Source organism: Paenibacillus sp. J22R56, assembly GCF_056269375.1.
In genome coordinates this window covers 488595-505343 of the sequence record NZ_JBWDNV010000004.1, presented here as the reverse complement: position 1 = coordinate 505343, position 16749 = coordinate 488595, and the positions used below count along the sequence as shown (strand labels likewise).

Genomic DNA, 16749 nt, shown 5'->3' with positions numbered 1-16749 from the left:
TGTACTTTTTAATTCAATATGCTAATCCTGTATTGTAATACCACTAGGGTTAGCAGCCACCTTTATGCGGTTCACTACTTGGTTTGTCTTTCCGTCAATAATGGCAACTTCGCTGCCCAGCGCAGCATAAATCCGGTTTGTTCTTGGATGAACGGCAACTGCTCTTGGATGGCTGCCAACTGGGATCGTCGCTACCACTGTATTCGCAGCGGCATCAATAACAGATAAGGAATCGCTGCCGAAGTTCGATACATAGACGAGATTCGTCAATGGATTAACCGCCGCTGCATAAGGATTAACCCCGATTCCTTCCTTAATGGTTGTCAGCAAGGAATGGGTTGCTCCATTCATCACAGAGACGTTGTTACTCTTGAAATTCGGAACATAAATCAGATTCGCAGCCGTATGAATGGCGAGCAAACCGGGATCTTTGCCCGCCGGAATATCCGGGAATATCCTGGTATGCGTCAAACCATCAATAATCGATACGTCGTTATCGGGATCGCCATTCGCGACATAAATACGATTCGTAACCGGATTGACGGAAATACCCGAAGGAATATTGCCCACTCCTACCGATCGGATGATGGTATTAGTCTCCCCGTCCATGACATCTACTGTATTCAGCAGAAGACTAGTGATATAGACATGATTAGTGACCATATTCACCGCCGCATGGCAAGGAAAAGGATTGACCGGGACAACTGCAAGGACATTACCTGTCGTACCATCAATAACGGAGACATTATGTGTGACGTTGTTAATCGCATAAATACGATTCGTTATTGGATTATGGGTAATGCCTCGTGTGGATGAACCAGCCGGAGATAAAGGGATCGTCCGAATAACGACTTCCGTCTCTCCGTCAATGACGGTAATCAGACTATCCTCTTGTGAGGTGACATAGATCAGATTAACATCCATCTGATCAAGCTCAAGCTCAACCTCTTCTACGAAATCCTCCAGCTCTTTCATACCATACCGTTTATGAGGCTTTAGCTTTGTTCGGTATTCGGGTCTGACTCGACTATTGATATTAGTGTTGGTGGTGGTATTGGTGTTGGTAACGATCGATTTCTGCTTTTTCTCACTGCTGTATGGTTTCTTCCTTTTCTTCTTTGGCTGATCTATGTGGTTTGTTGGAGGGGACAAAAAACCTGACTGCTGCTGAGACATATACAGCAGCAGCGGAACCGATTCTCTCTTGCTCCGGCCATATAATTTCATACCGATCTCCTTTCCCAATCCTGCATAACCGCTTATTTATTATAAGAAGCTGGGACACGGATGGCTTGGGTATATGGCATCGGTCATTTGTACGCCGAACATTTGTCCCACAGTGATTCTCGCTACAAAACCCGAGCAACGATACGTGCGATTGATGAATCGGCTCGGATTTTCAGGGGCAGTGCAATGATTTCGAATGCTTGTACGTCCAAAAGCTTATCTACATTCGTCAAATTCTCAGCAATAGGAATACGATTTTCGAATAAACGAGTATGTACTTCATAGGGGTCCCGATCCGGTGACGGTGTATCCAGAGCAACCATCTTCGTTTTTTTCCGAACGAGCAAATCAGCAAACGCTGGTGTAAGAACAGGATAATCCGTAAAATAGCCGGGTTCCCCAAATCTGTGACTATGCCCCGTATACACCACGATAATCTGATGCTCTCCGATACGTTGCTCATACACGTCTTTATAATCAATAACTTCCTGTCCTCTTACATCTAACAGACATCCTTCGCTGATGAATGATTCTAGAGGAACCTCATTTAAATACTCGTAACAATCCGTTAAATGCATAGGCCCATCAATATGAGTTCCCGCATGCATGTTAATATTCAACTGGTGATTGTTGTAGCCATCCGCCTGGAAAAATCTCGACTGCACGAGCTCCGTCTCTGCATCTCCCGGGAACGGCGGCAGCCCGTTTACAATCGTATGGGTAAGGTCGATCAGCATCCTTTTATATGCCTCCTCTAATTCATTGTCCGATGTACTCTCCTTATACGCCAAGCGAATGAACCCTGTCAATCAAGCACTCTCTTTATTCCCATGCCGCCATTTGATACACTTTCCTTGATGTTACTTCCTTACAAAGGGGATTAGTCCGTATGCTGGCAACCATTCGAAGAGAAGGCTCTGGTTATACAGTGGTGTTTGAGCGCAAGCTGAAACATCCGAAAGAAGAGGTCTGGTCTTATTTTACCGTTAACGAAAAACTGTCGAAATGGTTCTCCGAGCTTCGGGTAGAGGATCTGAAGGAAGGCGGACACCTGAGCTTCAACATGGGTGACGGCAATTATGAGACGATGAGGATTACCGCCTATGAGCCATTATCCGTGCTCGCCTTCACTTGGGGTGAAGACATGGCCGTGAGGTTCGAGCTGCATGAAAAAGACGGTGTCTGCACACTTCAATTAATTGAAAGCATCCTTACTCCTTCCGATCATACACCAAAGGATCTGGCAGGCTGGCATGTATGCTTTGACATGATTCAATCCTTGCTGGACACCGGACAACCTCTTGCTGCACGCCGCGAGCATTGGGAACGCTGGTATCCGAAATATCAGGACGCTTTGCAGCAGCTTCACTAACAGCCACATTATTAAATAACAAAAAGGACGGGCTGCCCCGTCCTTTTCCTATTCACCCTATAGCTCCAGCCTCTTAAAATTCGGAAACGGCTGGCCCGCTTCCTTCAACGATCAAGGCTCGTCATTTCCGCCACTGCCATCATTCTCTCCCAGATCGACCGTTACCTCTCTCTACGGGAATAAGCTCATATAGATCATTGACCGTACAACCTACGGTATCAGCGATCGAGATTGCCGTCTTTAGCGGCATTAACCGCTTATTATCGATATAGTCCGCAAGCCGCTCCGGCTTATAAAACAAAGCCCCTGCCAGCGCCTCTCTGCTCATTCCCCGCTCCTCTAGCTGTTCCTGCAACAAGCATCGGCCAAGTTCATATTTCATGGTGTTAATCTCCCTCAAGTTATGTCCCGCAGAACGTCCGATAAGGACGTGGGGATTCATCTGGCAGCAGAGCATATTCCGCCTGTTCTTCCGAGTAAGCATACGGGTTGCTAAGTGCCTCCAGCAGACTATTCATGACGCATAAATCACCTTGCTCTGCCGCTTCCAGCGCTGCTTCTACCCTGTGGTTGCGCGGAATAACAGCCGGATTGCTGCTTCTCATCAGCCTCAAAGAATCCTCCTTGGACTCCACTTGTCTGTCCAACCTTGCCTGCCACTGCTCCTGCCACTCGGCAAACTCCGTTATCCCATGCAGTACCGTATCCTCCGGCTTATCCAGCGATAAAGCACGAAACGTATTTGTGTAATCGGCCTTGTTGCTCTGCATAAGCAGTAGAAAAGCTTCAATCAGAGCTTCATCCTCAGGCTCATCATTGAAAATCCCAAGCTTCGCTCTCATCCCTTGTAGCCAATGCTCATGAAACAGTTCGCTAAAATCAGACAACGCGTCTTGGGCAAGCTCGATTGCCCCTTCCTCATCTTCATCAAACAGCGGCAACAAAGCTTCAGCTAATCTAGCTAAGTTCCATGAACCGATATACGGCTGGTTGCCGTAAGCATAACGGCCTTCCCGATCGATTGAACTGAAGACCGTAGCCGGATCATACGTATCCATAAACGCACATGGCCCGTAATCAATCGATTCTCCGCTGATCGCCATATTGTCGGTATTCATAACGCCGTGGATAAAACCAACAAGCTGCCACTTCGCAATAAGTGAGGCCTGCCGCTTGATCACTTCCTTAAGGAAGCTGACATAGCGGTTGTCCCCATCTTCCATATTCGGATAGTGCCTCTTAATCGTATAATCCGCCAGTTCACGAAGCTCCTCATGTGTTCCCCATTGTGCGGCATATTGGAAGGTTCCAACGCGGATATGACTTGCTGCGATACGAGTTAGAATAGCTCCCGGCAGCAAGCTTTCCCGCACAATCTCTTCGCCTGTTGTCACAACAGCAAGGCTGCGTGTAGTCGGAATGCCCAGTGCATGCATCGCCTCGCTGATGATATATTCACGCAGCATTGGTCCAAGCGCTGCCCGGCCGTCTCCACCACGGGAATAAGGCGTCCGGCCTGAGCCCTTGAGCTGCACATCCACTCTCTCTCCTTGTGGAGTAATCTGCTCGCCAAGCAGCACTGCCCGGCCATCCCCCAGCTTGTTGAAATAAGAGAATTGATGTCCGGCGTACGCCTGTGCAAGCGGATCCGCGCCCTCTGGAACCTGATTACCCGCAAACACATCTACACCATCACTTCCGCGCAGTGCATCAGCATGTAATCCAAGTGCAGCAGCAAGTGATTCATTTAACTTGATTAATTGCGGAGCACATACAGGAATAGGATTTTGCTTGGTAAACAATAAGTCCGGCAAGCCAGAATAGCTGTTCTCAAAGTTCCAGCCTATTTGCGATTTGTTATCCGTCATCTTGGTCTCCAATCCATTTTCATATTTAACCTTATTATAACCTTCCTTCCATTTACCATGAAGAAACGTCCAAATAAAAAAGAGCCCGTGACCAAATGGTCAACGGACTCTGCATGAAATCTTACTCTGTGTACATGGCTTTCAGCTTCGCACGCTCTTGCTTGGTGATGCCAAGACCTTTTTCAAGGAAAGCGTCGATTGAGCCGTATTTATTTTTCATTTCATCGATTGCTGCTTGCAGGAATTCCTTCTGAACGCCCATCATTGCCGAGATAGCTGCAACAACGTTCTCATCTTTCACCTGAGCTCTGACAGCATCAACTGCTTTTTTGTTAGCTTCTGCACGGTAAACGTTGCTCAGAAGGTAGTCGTCCATCACTGTTTTCTCATCTACACCAAGTGCCAGGAGGATGATTGCGGAACCAAGGCCTGTACGATCTTTACCAGCTGTACAGTGCTGCAGCAAGCCGATATTGTTCGGATCGTTAAGCAATTCCATCAGTTGAACATAGAATTTAGGGCTATCAACCATTTGCTTGTTGAAGCCTGCCATCATTGCAACTGCACTAGCTTCATCTTTCATCATACCAGAAGCAATCATGGAGTTCAGATCTGCTGTCGAACCAGCATTACCTGCATCGGTACGGATATTTGTGATACCTGGGATAATCGGATCTGGCATAGCGTTAACTTCTGCATCAGTACGGTAGTCAACGTTTGATTTGATACCCATGGACTGAACAATCTTAATATCAGCATCCGTCAAATGTCCAAGCTCTTCGCCGCGGAACAGCTTGCCCCATTTTACAGTCTTGCCGTCAGTTGTTTTGTAACCGCCTAGGTCGCGGAAGTTGAATGCGCCTTGTAGGTTTACTTTGCGTTCAGCAACCGTAATTGTCGCGCCGCTGCTTGTCTTAATATAGAAATACAAGCGGGAGCCTGGCTTCGGATCGGATGTTACATAACCGTTATAGCTGGCGTTGATGCGTTTCAGCTGCTTGCCGTTTATCGCGATATTGTCAGGCGAGGTGCTGTACAGGATTTTCGCAGCGCCAAGATCTACATTCGAGTTCCAGTGAATTTTCAATTTGCCGTCTGCTGTACGCTCAACGCTTGCTTGTGTGAATACGCTTTGCACTTGCTTTTGGGATGCTGCAACCGGTGCTGCGAAGCTTGCTGCTGGTGCAGCTACTGCACCAAGTACCAGAGATGCTGCGATTGCGGTTGCTGCGTAAGCTTTGGATAATTTCATTGTTATTATTTCCCCCTACAAATTGGTTGTGTACTGGTTGTGTCTTGCTCGTATACGACTTGTATTCATGTTTTTATTGTAGGGGGGCTTTATAAAGGGAATTTTAAAATTTGGTGAAGAGTTTGTAAATGCAGCCTTCCGCATATTTCCGCTCCGATCTAACCATATTATGGCTATCTGAAAAGAAACATCGGAGAGGATTAATCATTCATGTGGAGAACATTTCGGAATTGGGTGAGCAAACGTTCACCCGCACAAGTCATTTCTGGTTATTACATTGTGGCCGTGCTGTTATCTATCCTGCTATTCAGCCTTCCTGCCGTACGGAAACCCGGAATGAAAGTATCCTTTTTTGACACCATCTTTACGGCTGTCAGTGTCGTAAGCGATACTGGACTAAGCGTATTTAACGTCGCAGAAACATATAGCGTGTTCGGATATTTCGTTATTATGATCGTCCTGCAGTTCGGCGGCATCGGCATTATGGCGATGAGTACGTTCTTTTGGCTGCTCATCGGACGCAAAATCGGCCTGCGCGAGCGCCGCCTCATCATGGTCGACAATAATCAATTTGCATTGTCTGGGCTTGTCCAATTGGTTAAGGAGATCCTGCGGATTACTCTATTGACCGAGTTGGTCGGAGCGATCATATTTGGTCTGCGTTTCCTCCGCTACTTTCCGACGTGGCAGGAAGCTTTTCTGCAAGGCCTGTTTGCATCCGTTAGTGCAACGACCAATGCCGGAATGGACATTACTGGCCAGTCACTGATTCCGTTCAAGGATGATTATTTCGTGCAGCTGGTCACGATATTACTTATTGTTTTTGGCGCGATTGGATTCCCAGTGTTAATTGAAGTGAAGGCATTCTTGTCCCGGAAAAAGCTCGATCTGAACTATCCGTTCCGTTTCTCCTTATTTACTAAGCTTGCGACGTCCACTTATTTCATATTGCTCGGAATTGGCACCATTCTGATCCTGCTGTTCGAATCACAGCATTATTTCAAAGGCTTGTCCTGGCATGAAAGCTTCTTTTATGCCTTTTTCCAGGCCGCGACTACCCGCAGCGCAGGACTTACGACGATGGATATTACCCATTTGACGCTGCCAACTCTTCTTCTCATGTGCGTGTATATGTTTATCGGGGGTTCTCCTAACTCGGTAGGCGGGGGGATCCGGACAACGACCTTTGTACTGAACATGCTGTTTGTGTACCACTTTGCCAGAGGTCGCCGGGATTACAAAGTATTCAAGCGGGAGCTTCATCCAGACGATGTTCTGAAGTCGCTCGCGATATCGATGATGGCCATTGTCATGTGCATCTTATCCGTCATCGCAATCAGCTTCTCAGATAAGCAGCATCAGCTCGTTGCGATCATTCTGGAAGTATGCTCTGCTTTTGGTACAGTGGGCCTGTCGACAGGCATTACGCCGGACTTAAGCATATTTGCCAAATGTATTCTTATGCTGCTGATGTTCATCGGAAGAATTGGGCTAACCTCCTTCCTCTATATCATCGGCGGACAGCAAACGATGTCGAAGTACCGCTATCCGATTGAGAGAGTGATCACAGGATAAACGGAGGCAAGCGTAAACGGCTTGGCTGTCCATAGGAGGAGCAGCCAAGTTTCGTGGTGAATTATAAGCCCTGTATGGAGAAATTCTTATACTTTTTTATAATTTCAAATAATCCTATCGTAGTCTTGCCCTAACGCCTTTCTCGCGTTATGCTGAGTGTAATCAATACCATACGATAGGAACTCATAATCTATGATGATCGGTATTTTCGACTCCGGACTCGGAGGACTTACAGTACTGGCAGAAGCGCTGAAGCGTCTTCCTGCCGAGAATTATCTCTATATGGCCGACACGAAGCATGTCCCATATGGCACGAAGTCAGAAGAGGAAGTACGCGCCTTCGTGCTACAGACCGTAGAACAGATGGTAGAGCAAGGCATTGATGCGCTTGTTGTGGCCTGTAATACAGCGACCAGCATTGCAATTAATGAGCTGCGTGAGCGGTATTCTTTTCCAATCATAGGGATGGAGCCAGCCGTTAAGCCGGCTGTGGAGATGAACCGGGCAACAGGGAAAAAGGTTCTTGTCTGGGCAACTCCCCTTACCCTTCGGATGCCAAAATATTACGCACTCGTCTCCCGCGTCGATGAAGAAGGCATCGTCGACTCCTTGCCGATGCCTGAGCTTGTCCAATATTGCGAGTCGCTTCAATTCGATACGAATGTCCTTCGCGATTATTTCCTGGCCAAGCTGGCTCCTTATGATCTTGAGGATTACGGCATAGTCGTGCTTGGCTGCACGCATTTCCCGTTCTATACGTCTATTCTGCAAGAGGTCTTGCCGCCGCATATTCAGATTGTGAACGGCAATATGGGAACGATCCGTCGTTTATCCGCCATGCTGAACCGTTACGGGATCGGAGCTGGGCGCGGCAGCGGCCATGTACAGTTCATGTGCACCGGCGGCGAAGAAGCTTATATCGAGAAGATGCGCTCTGCGCTCAGCTATTTGAAGGAACAAGATATGTAATACGAGGAACCGGCAGCCACTTTTGGCTGCCGGTTTTCTATTTTTCACCAGACGTCTGCTATTCTTATGACAGCTTCTCTACTTTGGCCATATCGACGAAGAATGTGGATGTGGAATGATATCGAAGTTAAGCAAGACCTATGCCATTAAGGCGTTACACGCCTGATCCTCGTTTTTTCATTGGATCTCATCCAACGAAATCGATTCTGAGAGTCAGTACTGTAGATTATGTTGGATTCCATCCATTAACTTTCACGCATCATGAGCTGTTTCGCCTATGTGCGCTGAATTCTGCTGGATAGAATCCAATGCAGCTATGGTTACTTGGCTCGGATGCTCCATTCTGTTGGATAATGTACAGTCTGGCCTCTGTGAATGTTCTCCCTATAAAGACGCAGCATGGTTGATTGAGCTTGAATGTTTTCTTGGGGGTAATTTACTCATTCCATTTTGTAGGTAATTAACAGAAATGGATACATAGAATCACACATGTTCATCGTAGGAATACATCTTCAGCTTAATCGGCAAGTGCATTATGCTATGCTCATAGTTCGGACAATAACCTCATGAACAAACCTCAATATGACCATTACCGCGAATCAATAGGAGCTTTCGGTATTGGTTTTTTGTTTCCCCATGTTTAATGCTACGAAGCAAGAATTACCCAATGTCATAAGATAGTCCCTTTACTGTGCAATTCATTTTAGGAGGTGGTTGAATGTAACTTTGTGTCAAAATGTAAGCGCATTATTTTTTTGTTTGATCATTCTTTTTAGGAGGTTAATTATGTTCGCAATAAGCAAAAGGTTAAACCGCAATCCACTTTTCATGTTCTCTTTAGCATTCGTCATCCTTTTATTCCAGCTTACGCTCTACCCTTCTACTTCTTCGGCGGCAGGCGGTTCTAACCTTGCTATAGGCAAGACCGTAACAGCGAGCGGCTACGCCGATGTATATGTATCCGCCAATGTGGCTGACGGCAATCAAGCTACGTATTGGGAAAGTGCGAACAACGCCTTCCCGCAATGGGTTCAAGTCGATCTTGGTGCCACCACCAGCATTGATCAGGTCGTACTCAAGATCCCTGCTGGCTGGGAAACCCGCACGCAAACCCTCTCTGTACAAGGCAGTACCAATGGCTCGACATTTACTAATATCGTTGGCTCAGCCAGTTATGTCTTTAATCCTACGGTGAATAACAATTCGGTTACAATCAACTTCTCGGCAGCCAGCACACGTTATGTTCGCCTGAATATCACCGCTAACACAGGCTGGCAGGCTGGACAAATTTCCGAATTCGAAATCTATGGAGCAGCTGTTACTCCACCACCATCCGGTACTTACCAAGCTGAAAGTGCGGCACTGTCGGGCGGCGCCAAAGTGAACACAGACCACACCGGTTACTCCGGTACAGGTTTTGTTGACGGCTACTGGACGCAAGGTGCAATAACGACCTTCACCGCAAATGTAGGTTCTGCTGGCAATTACGATGTCTCGCTCAAATATGCAAACTCCCAAGGGGCTTCACGCACGCTCAGCATATACGTCAACGGTACTAAGATCCGCCAAACGACATTGAACAATCTGGCCAACTGGGATACTTGGGGAACCAAGACAGAAACGCTGACGCTGAATGCCGGCAATAACACAATTGCCTACAAATACGATACAACCGATTCCGGTAACATTAACCTGGACCAAATTTCAGTAGCTGCTTCGGCGACACCGACTCCAACGCCTACACCTACTCCGACGCCGACTCCAACTCCAACGCCGACACCGACACCGACTCCAACACCTACTCCAACACCTACTCCAACACCTACTCCAACACCTCCTGCCGGCTCATCAAATGTAGCATTAGGCAAGACCATTACCGCTTCATCCTCTACTTTTACTTTTGTAGCAGCTAACGGCAATGACGGCAGCACAGCTACTTATTGGGAAGGTGGCAGTAGTCCTAGCCAATTAACCGTTGATCTAGGTGCCAACCATGACATTACTTCCGTCGTTGTGAAGCTTAATCCTGCGACCGAATGGAGCACGCGTACCCAAACGATTCAAGTGCTGGGTGCTAACCAAAGCACAACAGCCTTGAGCAATCTGGTGTCCGCACAGTCGTATACCTTTAACCCAACCTCCGGCAACTCGGTAACCATTCCGGTCACTGCTACTGCTAGCAAGGTTCAATTAAATATTTCGGCCAACTCTGGAGCACCAGCTGGTCAAGTGGCGGAATTCGAGATCTACGGTACACCAGCTGCTAACCCGGATCTGACGATCACAGGCATAACCTGGACACCTTCCGCTCCGGTTGAGACAGATGCGATTACCCTTAGCGCAACGGTGAAAAATATCGGCAATGCCGGCTCCCCAGCTTCTTCGGTTAACTTCTATCTGGGCAGCGAGCTTGTTGAATCTGCTCCTGTTGCTGCGCTTGCCGCTAATGCTACAGCTACTGTATCGGTGAATGCCGGAGCAAGAAATGCAGGCAGCTATCCGGTCAGCGCCAAAGTCGACGAGAGCAACACGGTAATTGAGCAAAACAATAACAACAACAGCTACAGCAACTCAGCTGGTATTACGGTAGCAGCTGTACAAAGCTCGGACCTGATCGTCTCGACGACATGGAACCCAAGCAATCCAAGCGCAGGCAATACGGTAACCCTTACTACGAATCTGAAAAACCAAGGCAACATCGCTTCTGCCGGCGGCGCTCATGCGATTACTGTTACATTGAAAAATGCAGCCGGAGCAACGGTTCAGTCATGGAACGGCTCTTATAGCGGATCTCTTGCTGCAGGCCAATCGGTCAACGTGACAATGGGCACTTGGACAGCTGTTAACGGCAGCTACTCGGTAACAACTACGGTTGCGGCTGATGGCAGTGAAGTGAGCACGAAGCAAACCAATAACACCAATGCAGTAAGCCTGTACTCGGGCCGCGGCGCAAATATGCCGTTTACGATTATGGAAGCAGAGTCGACTTCGAATACTACCAACGGTACGAAATTAGCTCCTAACTTCAAGCCAGGTGATTTTGCCGGTGAAGCTTCCGGACGTTCCGCCGTTCAGCTTGATGCAACGGGTGAATATGTCGAGTTTACGCTCACGTCCCCGGCGAATGCTTTTGTCCTCCGCAACGCTGTTGCCGAGAATACAACTGGTACAGTAAGCGTCTATGCAAATGGGGTAAGCAAAGGCAAGTTCAACGTCTCTTCCAAGTTCTCTTACCTGTACACAACACCTAGTACGCTTGGCCGTCTTGGCTATGACAATGCACCTGGTGCTGGCCTCACTGCTTACTGGCTCTACGAAGATTCGCAGCTTATGCTGGATCAAGTGTATCCCGTTGGAACAAAGATTAAGATTCAGAAGGATGCAGGAGATGTACCTTGGATCTATGTTGACATGATCGAGACGGAAAATGTCGCACCGGCGCAAGCGAACCCGGACCCTAGCAAATACGTCGAAGTATCCTCTTCCAAATCGATCGAGCAGGCTTTAAACGAATTCAGACAGGATACTACGAAAAAAGGCATCTACATCCCTGCCGGCAATTGGACGATTAACAGTAAGATCTTCCTCTACGGACGTGCAACGGAAATTGTAGGCGCTGGTCCTTGGTATACGAAGCTGGTCGCTCCTCAGGACCAATCGAATACAGATGTGGGCTTCAACATCGGCTCAGCGGCAAACGGCTCGACCATCCGTGACCTCTCCGCATGGGGCAACTACATTTATCGGACTGACGGACCGGGCAAATTCATTGACGGTAACGGCATGCAGAACGTAACGGTTCAGAACATTTGGGTCGAGCATTTTATCTGCTTGTACTGGGGCGTGAACTCCTCTAACAATACGTTCAAAAACAACCGGATCAAGAACACATTCGCAGATGGCATCAACATGACTAACGGCTCGTCTAACAATGTCATCGACAACAACTATGCTCGTGGAACGGGGGATGACTCCTTCGCCTTGTTCAGCGCTGCCGATGCAGGCGGTTCCTACAATGTAGGCAACAAATACACCAACCTGACAGCAACTAATGTCAGACGTGCAGCTGCCTTTGCGGTATACGGCGGCTCGAATAATCTGTTCCAGAACCTGTATGGTGCCGATACTCTGACTTATCCAGGTATCACGATCAGCAGCTACAGCTTTGGCTACAATACACTTGGCTTTGGTGATCAAGACACCGTTATTGACGGAGCAACTCTGGATCGCACCGGCGGAGACTTCTGGACCAGCGTTGGAGCCGATGACAAAATTAACGATTATCAGAACTTCGGCGCGATCTGGATCTACGGCGGAGACCGGGCAATCAAGAACATTTTGATCAAAAATGTAGACATCAACAATCCGGTCTACTTCGGCCTTATGTTCCAGTCCATGACGCCTAACAATATGGTGATGCAAAATATCCGCATCGAGAACGTAAACATCAACAACCCGACTCGCTACGGGATCAAGCTTGTCTTACGTGCCGAGCAAGGCCAAGGCCCTGCTTACGGCGGCGCAAGCTTCACGAACGTGAAGGTCAACAATCCAGGTATCTCCGCGATCTACGGCGAAGCAGCAAGCCCGAACTTCACGGTAACGAGAGTATCGGGGAACAACTGGTAGGCAATAAATGAAGAAGCCCTCCCATCTGTCATCCAAGATGACGATGGGAGGGCCTCTTTTTTGCTCGTTGTGGACGTGCTGGGTCCACTTAACGATGCGCGACATCGTTAAGACCACACTAATGTTACTTTTCTACCTCCTTAACGATGTCGGACATCGTTAAGCAATCTGCAAGAAAATGTGTCCTTCGCCTTCTCGACATCAATGTCAGCTGCACGTAAACTTTCCTTATATCCAATCCTAAAGGAGCTGATTCCAATGAGCTTAGTAGATATGGCTATCGAGTTTGCCGCTACGGCCCATCAATCCCAATACCGTAAAGGAACAAATACGCCGTATATTTCCCATCCGTTTGGTGTAGCCATGATCTTATCGTCATATCTTTGCAGCGAGAAGGTTATTATTGCCGCCCTTCTTCATGATCTTCTGGAGGATACCGATGTTACGGAGCAGCAGCTGATTGAAAAGTTTGGCCATGAAGTCACTTCCATTGTGAAGGGTTGTTCCGAACCAGATAAATCACTTAGCTGGGAAGAACGGAAAACCCATACGATCGAGAATATCCCTACTGATCCGCTTGAAGTCCGTTTAGTGGCGTGCGCAGACAAGCTGCATAACCTGCGAAGCATGAAACGGGATTATGAAGCATTTGGCCCGACCTTCTGGTCACGTTTTAAAAGAGGTGAGAAAAAGCAAGCCTGGTACTATAAAAGCCTTGCTGATGCATTCATTAAAGCTGAAGACAGCCAACAGCATCCGTTATTTGCCCAGTTTATTTATGAAGTAAATGATTTCTTCAATTAATCATAAACCTCATTTCAAAACAATTATTTTCTAACGTTAACGCCTGCCTTTAAACCTACACGCCAAAGCGGTGGAAGCTGCGGCACGATCATGCCTACCAGCATAAACAAACAGCCAATTCCAGCGCGAACGCCAAGTATCTCATCGAGCAGCAGATAGCCCCCAATTGCGGCAAATACCGTTTCCAAGCTCAGAATAATTGCCGCTTGTGTGGGATGTGCGTTCTTTTGACCTACGATCTGAAGCGTGTATGCGATGCCGACTGAACAGATTCCCCCGTACAGCAAAGGAATAATCGCATCGGACAATCCAGCTAACTCAACCTTTTCAGTAGAGAAAGCCGCAATGAAGCTCAACAGCGAACAGGTCAGTATCTGCACCAGCGATAGCTTCAGCACGTCCGTCTTTCTGGAAAAGCTGTCGATCATCAGAATATGTACGGACCAAAATAGTGCACCCACAAGCTCGTACAGATCGCCTTTGCCAAGCGTTAGTTCATCCGTCATACATAATAAATAAAGGCCAATGACCGCGAGTATCGCACCCACGGCACTGTTTATCCCAAGCCGCTGCTTCAGGAACAAACCAAAGAAAGGTACGATAACAATGTACAGCCCCGTAACAAAAGCTGCTTTTCCCGCAGTCGTGTACATGAGTCCGATTTGCTGCAAAGACGCGCCAGCGAACAAAATAAGTCCCGAACAGAGCCCGTACATCGAGGCACTCTTAAATGATGAGCGAAGCTGCATTGGCGTCTGACCGGATTTTCGATCCATCACCCAAATGAGCGGAACCAACGACAGTGCCCCTAGTGCAAATCTGACCGCATTAAAAGTAAAAGGCCCTGTATGCTCCATTCCCTGCCGCTGTGCTACAAAAGCGAATCCCCATATTAAAGCGGCGATTAATAATAGTAAACTCGATTTTAATTGCCCTTGTTGTTTCATGAATTACGTCTCTCCCGTTTTCACACGATCTAAAAGTTAATTATACAAAAACAAAGCACAGCGGTCATCCGCTATGCTCTGTTCTGCGAAAAGCTTTATTCTTCCATTCCACTATCAGACACCCGACAAGCCACTTGATCAACTTCCATAGCCATCATAGCTGAAGGCTCAGCCAAGCTGCGTAAGGGTACTTCTATTTCTTGATCCGGCTCAGCAAGAGGATAAATCCGGGCTGTCCCTTTTTCCTCATCCACATGCTGAATATAGACCGGGATCCCGTTATAACTCACATCTGCCATAATCGGAGATGCCGCAATCTCTGTTGCCCGATTAACATCCATCGCCATAACCTCCTCTGCTTCAAACTCATTACAGTATGAGCGGAGGAGGAATGGAATATGCACCCAATTATGCGTTAGATCTCTTCTCTCCCTTTTGCAAACCGTTCATAGTTGAACCTAAGAAGCTCAATCGCATGTGCAACATCTTCTTCGGTATTTAAATAAATCGAAACCCAGCCTGAATCAGGAAGAATATGATGTGCTTTCGCTTTTCCGACATTCACAGCGTCATCACGCTTGGCCTTTGGCAATAGCAGGTCAACAAGCTGCTCGCCATGGAGATGGCCGATTTCTCTTCCGCTAACAATGAACTCAATTCCTCCAAACCGATGCGGCCCCGACGTTACTCCTGGCCACGACAGCAGTACTTCTGTAACCTTCCCCATCAAATAGTCCCTCCGTTCTACTACCTTAATGGATGTTATTACAGCTTAACTATTCGTATGTCTATCGTGTTATGACCTGATCACGTCTTGGACCAACAGAAACGGTTGCGATCACAACCCCAATCTCCGACTCCATAAATTCTACATATCGTCTGGCTTCAGCCGGCAGCTCATCGTAATGTTTGATCCCCGACAGATCACATTTCCAGCCAGGCAGCTGCTTGAACACCGGTTTGGCAGATGTCAGTCTCGATGTGATTGGAAACTGATCAGTGATGCCGTCCTCCATCTCGTAACCGATGCATACAGGGATTTCGTCTAAGTAAGCTAATACATCCAAATTCGTTAGCACCACCGAGGTCGCTCCTTGCAAACGACATCCATAACGGGTTGCCACAGCATCGAACCAGCCTACACGTCTCGGCCGTCCCGTTGTTACGCCATATTCTCCGGCATCCCCGCCTCGCTGCCTGAGTGCTTCTGCCTCTGTACCATCCAGTTCAGAGACAAAAGGTCCTGCGCCTACACAACTGGAGTAGGCTTTCGTTACGGCTATTACCTCCGTAATGGCATATGGGGGAAGCCCTGCTCCAACAGAAGCAAATCCAGCTAGTGTAGAGGATGATGTGGTAAAAGGATACACACCATGATCCGGATCTCGCAGTGCTCCCAATTGACCCTCGAGCAAAATATTTTGGCCATTCATATATGCCTTCTGAAGTAAAGTCGTAGTATCGCCGATATATGGAGCTAGAAACTCGGCTTGCTTACGCAATTGCGGCATCCACTCGTCAGCTTCTATCGGTGATTGTCCGTAAAAATGCTCGAGGAGTACATTTTTAGCATCCAGCAGCCGAGCAATACGTTCGCGCAGCCGATTGGGATCCAGCAGATCCGAGGCCTGAATGCCAAGCTTCATATACTTATCAGCATAAAAAGGAGCAATTCCCCGTCTAGTCGAACCAAAGCTGTTTTTGCCCAGCCGCTCTTCTTCAAGCTGGTCAAACAGCTTATGAATAGGCAGTACAATCTGAGTTCGATCAGAAATCATTAATTGCGGAAGTGGTACTCCTCTTGAGGATAAAGCCTGAAGTTCTTCTGATAATACGTCGATATCCAGCGCTACTCCTGGTCCAATGATATTCATCACATTCGGATTAAAAACGCCCGAGGGAAGGATATGCATCGCAAACTTGCCATAGTCATTAATAATCGTATGCCCCGCATTGCTCCCACCTTGATAACGGACCACATAGGAAGATTGTGCAGCAAGCACATCCGTCATTTTGCCCTTTCCTTCGTCTCCCCAATTTGCTCCTACAATTGCCGTAACAGCCATCTTCTCAACCTCCGCTCATTTATTACTTACAAAACAAATG

The 16749-nt window shown here is 47.6% G+C and carries 13 protein-coding genes and 1 pseudogene; 5 read left to right on the top strand and 9 right to left on the bottom strand.

The window, feature by feature from the left end:
• Positions 1-21 precede the first annotated feature (21 nt).
• Together AC0YNT_RS12910 and AC0YNT_RS12905 are read right to left on the bottom strand one after the other, a co-directional pair.
• Complete coding sequence (locus tag AC0YNT_RS12910; protein ID WP_475804929.1) at positions 22-1227, bottom strand: YncE family protein; 1206 nt, start codon at positions 1225-1227, stop codon at positions 22-24.
• Between the two features lie 122 nt (positions 1228-1349).
• The gene (locus AC0YNT_RS12905) at positions 1350-1964 is read right to left on the bottom strand and encodes a cyclase family protein (protein WP_475804928.1); all 615 of its coding nucleotides are present in this window, start codon (positions 1962-1964) and stop codon (positions 1350-1352) included.
• Positions 1965-2116: 152 nt separating this feature from the next.
• Here AC0YNT_RS12905 and AC0YNT_RS12900 point away from each other — a divergent pair, with 152 nt between their 5' ends.
• Positions 2117-2599: an SRPBCC family protein gene (locus tag AC0YNT_RS12900; protein WP_475804927.1), complete on the top strand. Its 483-nt coding sequence runs from the start codon at positions 2117-2119 to the stop codon at positions 2597-2599.
• A 139-nt stretch (positions 2600-2738) separates the two neighbouring features.
• On the opposite strand, the gene AC0YNT_RS12895 is transcribed toward AC0YNT_RS12900, so the two are convergent.
• The 3 genes from AC0YNT_RS12895 to AC0YNT_RS12885 form a co-directional block, all read right to left on the bottom strand.
• Positions 2739-2981, bottom strand: coding sequence for a helix-turn-helix domain-containing protein (locus AC0YNT_RS12895; protein ID WP_475804926.1), 243 nt, complete (start codon positions 2979-2981; stop codon positions 2739-2741).
• Positions 2982-3000: 19 nt separating this feature from the next.
• Positions 3001-4467, bottom strand: coding sequence for a protein adenylyltransferase SelO (locus AC0YNT_RS12890; protein WP_475804925.1), 1467 nt, complete (start codon positions 4465-4467; stop codon positions 3001-3003).
• Between the two features lie 121 nt (positions 4468-4588).
• Entirely contained in the window at positions 4589-5719 is a 1131-nt protein-coding gene (locus AC0YNT_RS12885; RefSeq protein ID WP_475804924.1) for a tyrosine-protein phosphatase, read from the bottom strand.
• Between the two features lie 210 nt (positions 5720-5929).
• Here AC0YNT_RS12885 and AC0YNT_RS12880 point away from each other — a divergent pair, with 210 nt between their 5' ends.
• The 4 genes from AC0YNT_RS12880 (at position 5930) to AC0YNT_RS12865 (ending at position 13696) form a co-directional block, all read left to right on the top strand.
• A complete protein-coding gene (locus tag AC0YNT_RS12880) occupies positions 5930-7294 on the top strand; it encodes a TrkH family potassium uptake protein (protein WP_475804923.1) in 1365 nt (454 codons plus the stop codon).
• Positions 7295-7486: 192 nt separating this feature from the next.
• On the top strand, positions 7487-8263 hold the full coding sequence (gene murI / locus AC0YNT_RS12875; protein ID WP_475804922.1) for a glutamate racemase: 777 nt from the start codon (positions 7487-7489) through the stop codon (positions 8261-8263).
• A 786-nt stretch (positions 8264-9049) separates the two neighbouring features.
• A complete protein-coding gene (locus AC0YNT_RS12870; RefSeq protein WP_475804921.1) occupies positions 9050-12892 on the top strand; it encodes a galactose-binding domain-containing protein in 3843 nt (1280 codons plus the stop codon).
• A gap of 258 nt (positions 12893-13150) precedes the next feature.
• On the top strand, positions 13151-13696 hold the full coding sequence (locus tag AC0YNT_RS12865; protein WP_475804920.1) for an HD domain-containing protein: 546 nt from the start codon (positions 13151-13153) through the stop codon (positions 13694-13696).
• Positions 13697-13719: 23 nt separating this feature from the next.
• Here the strand turns inward: AC0YNT_RS12865 and AC0YNT_RS12860 are convergent, their stop codons facing one another.
• From AC0YNT_RS12860 to AC0YNT_RS12845, 4 genes and pseudogenes are all read right to left on the bottom strand, one after another.
• Positions 13720-14643, bottom strand: coding sequence for a DMT family transporter (locus AC0YNT_RS12860; protein WP_475804919.1), 924 nt, complete (start codon positions 14641-14643; stop codon positions 13720-13722).
• A 167-nt stretch (positions 14644-14810) separates the two neighbouring features.
• A pseudogene (locus tag AC0YNT_RS12855) lies at positions 14811-14984 on the bottom strand (small acid-soluble spore protein H); the annotation flags it as partial.
• A 74-nt stretch (positions 14985-15058) separates the two neighbouring features.
• On the bottom strand, positions 15059-15370 hold the full coding sequence (locus AC0YNT_RS12850) for a luciferase domain-containing protein (protein WP_475804918.1): 312 nt from the start codon (positions 15368-15370) through the stop codon (positions 15059-15061).
• Positions 15371-15431: 61 nt separating this feature from the next.
• Positions 15432-16709 (bottom strand): adenylosuccinate synthase, encoded by a 1278-nt coding sequence (locus AC0YNT_RS12845; RefSeq protein ID WP_475804917.1) that lies wholly within the window; start codon positions 16707-16709, stop codon positions 15432-15434.
• Positions 16710-16749 lie beyond the last annotated feature (40 nt).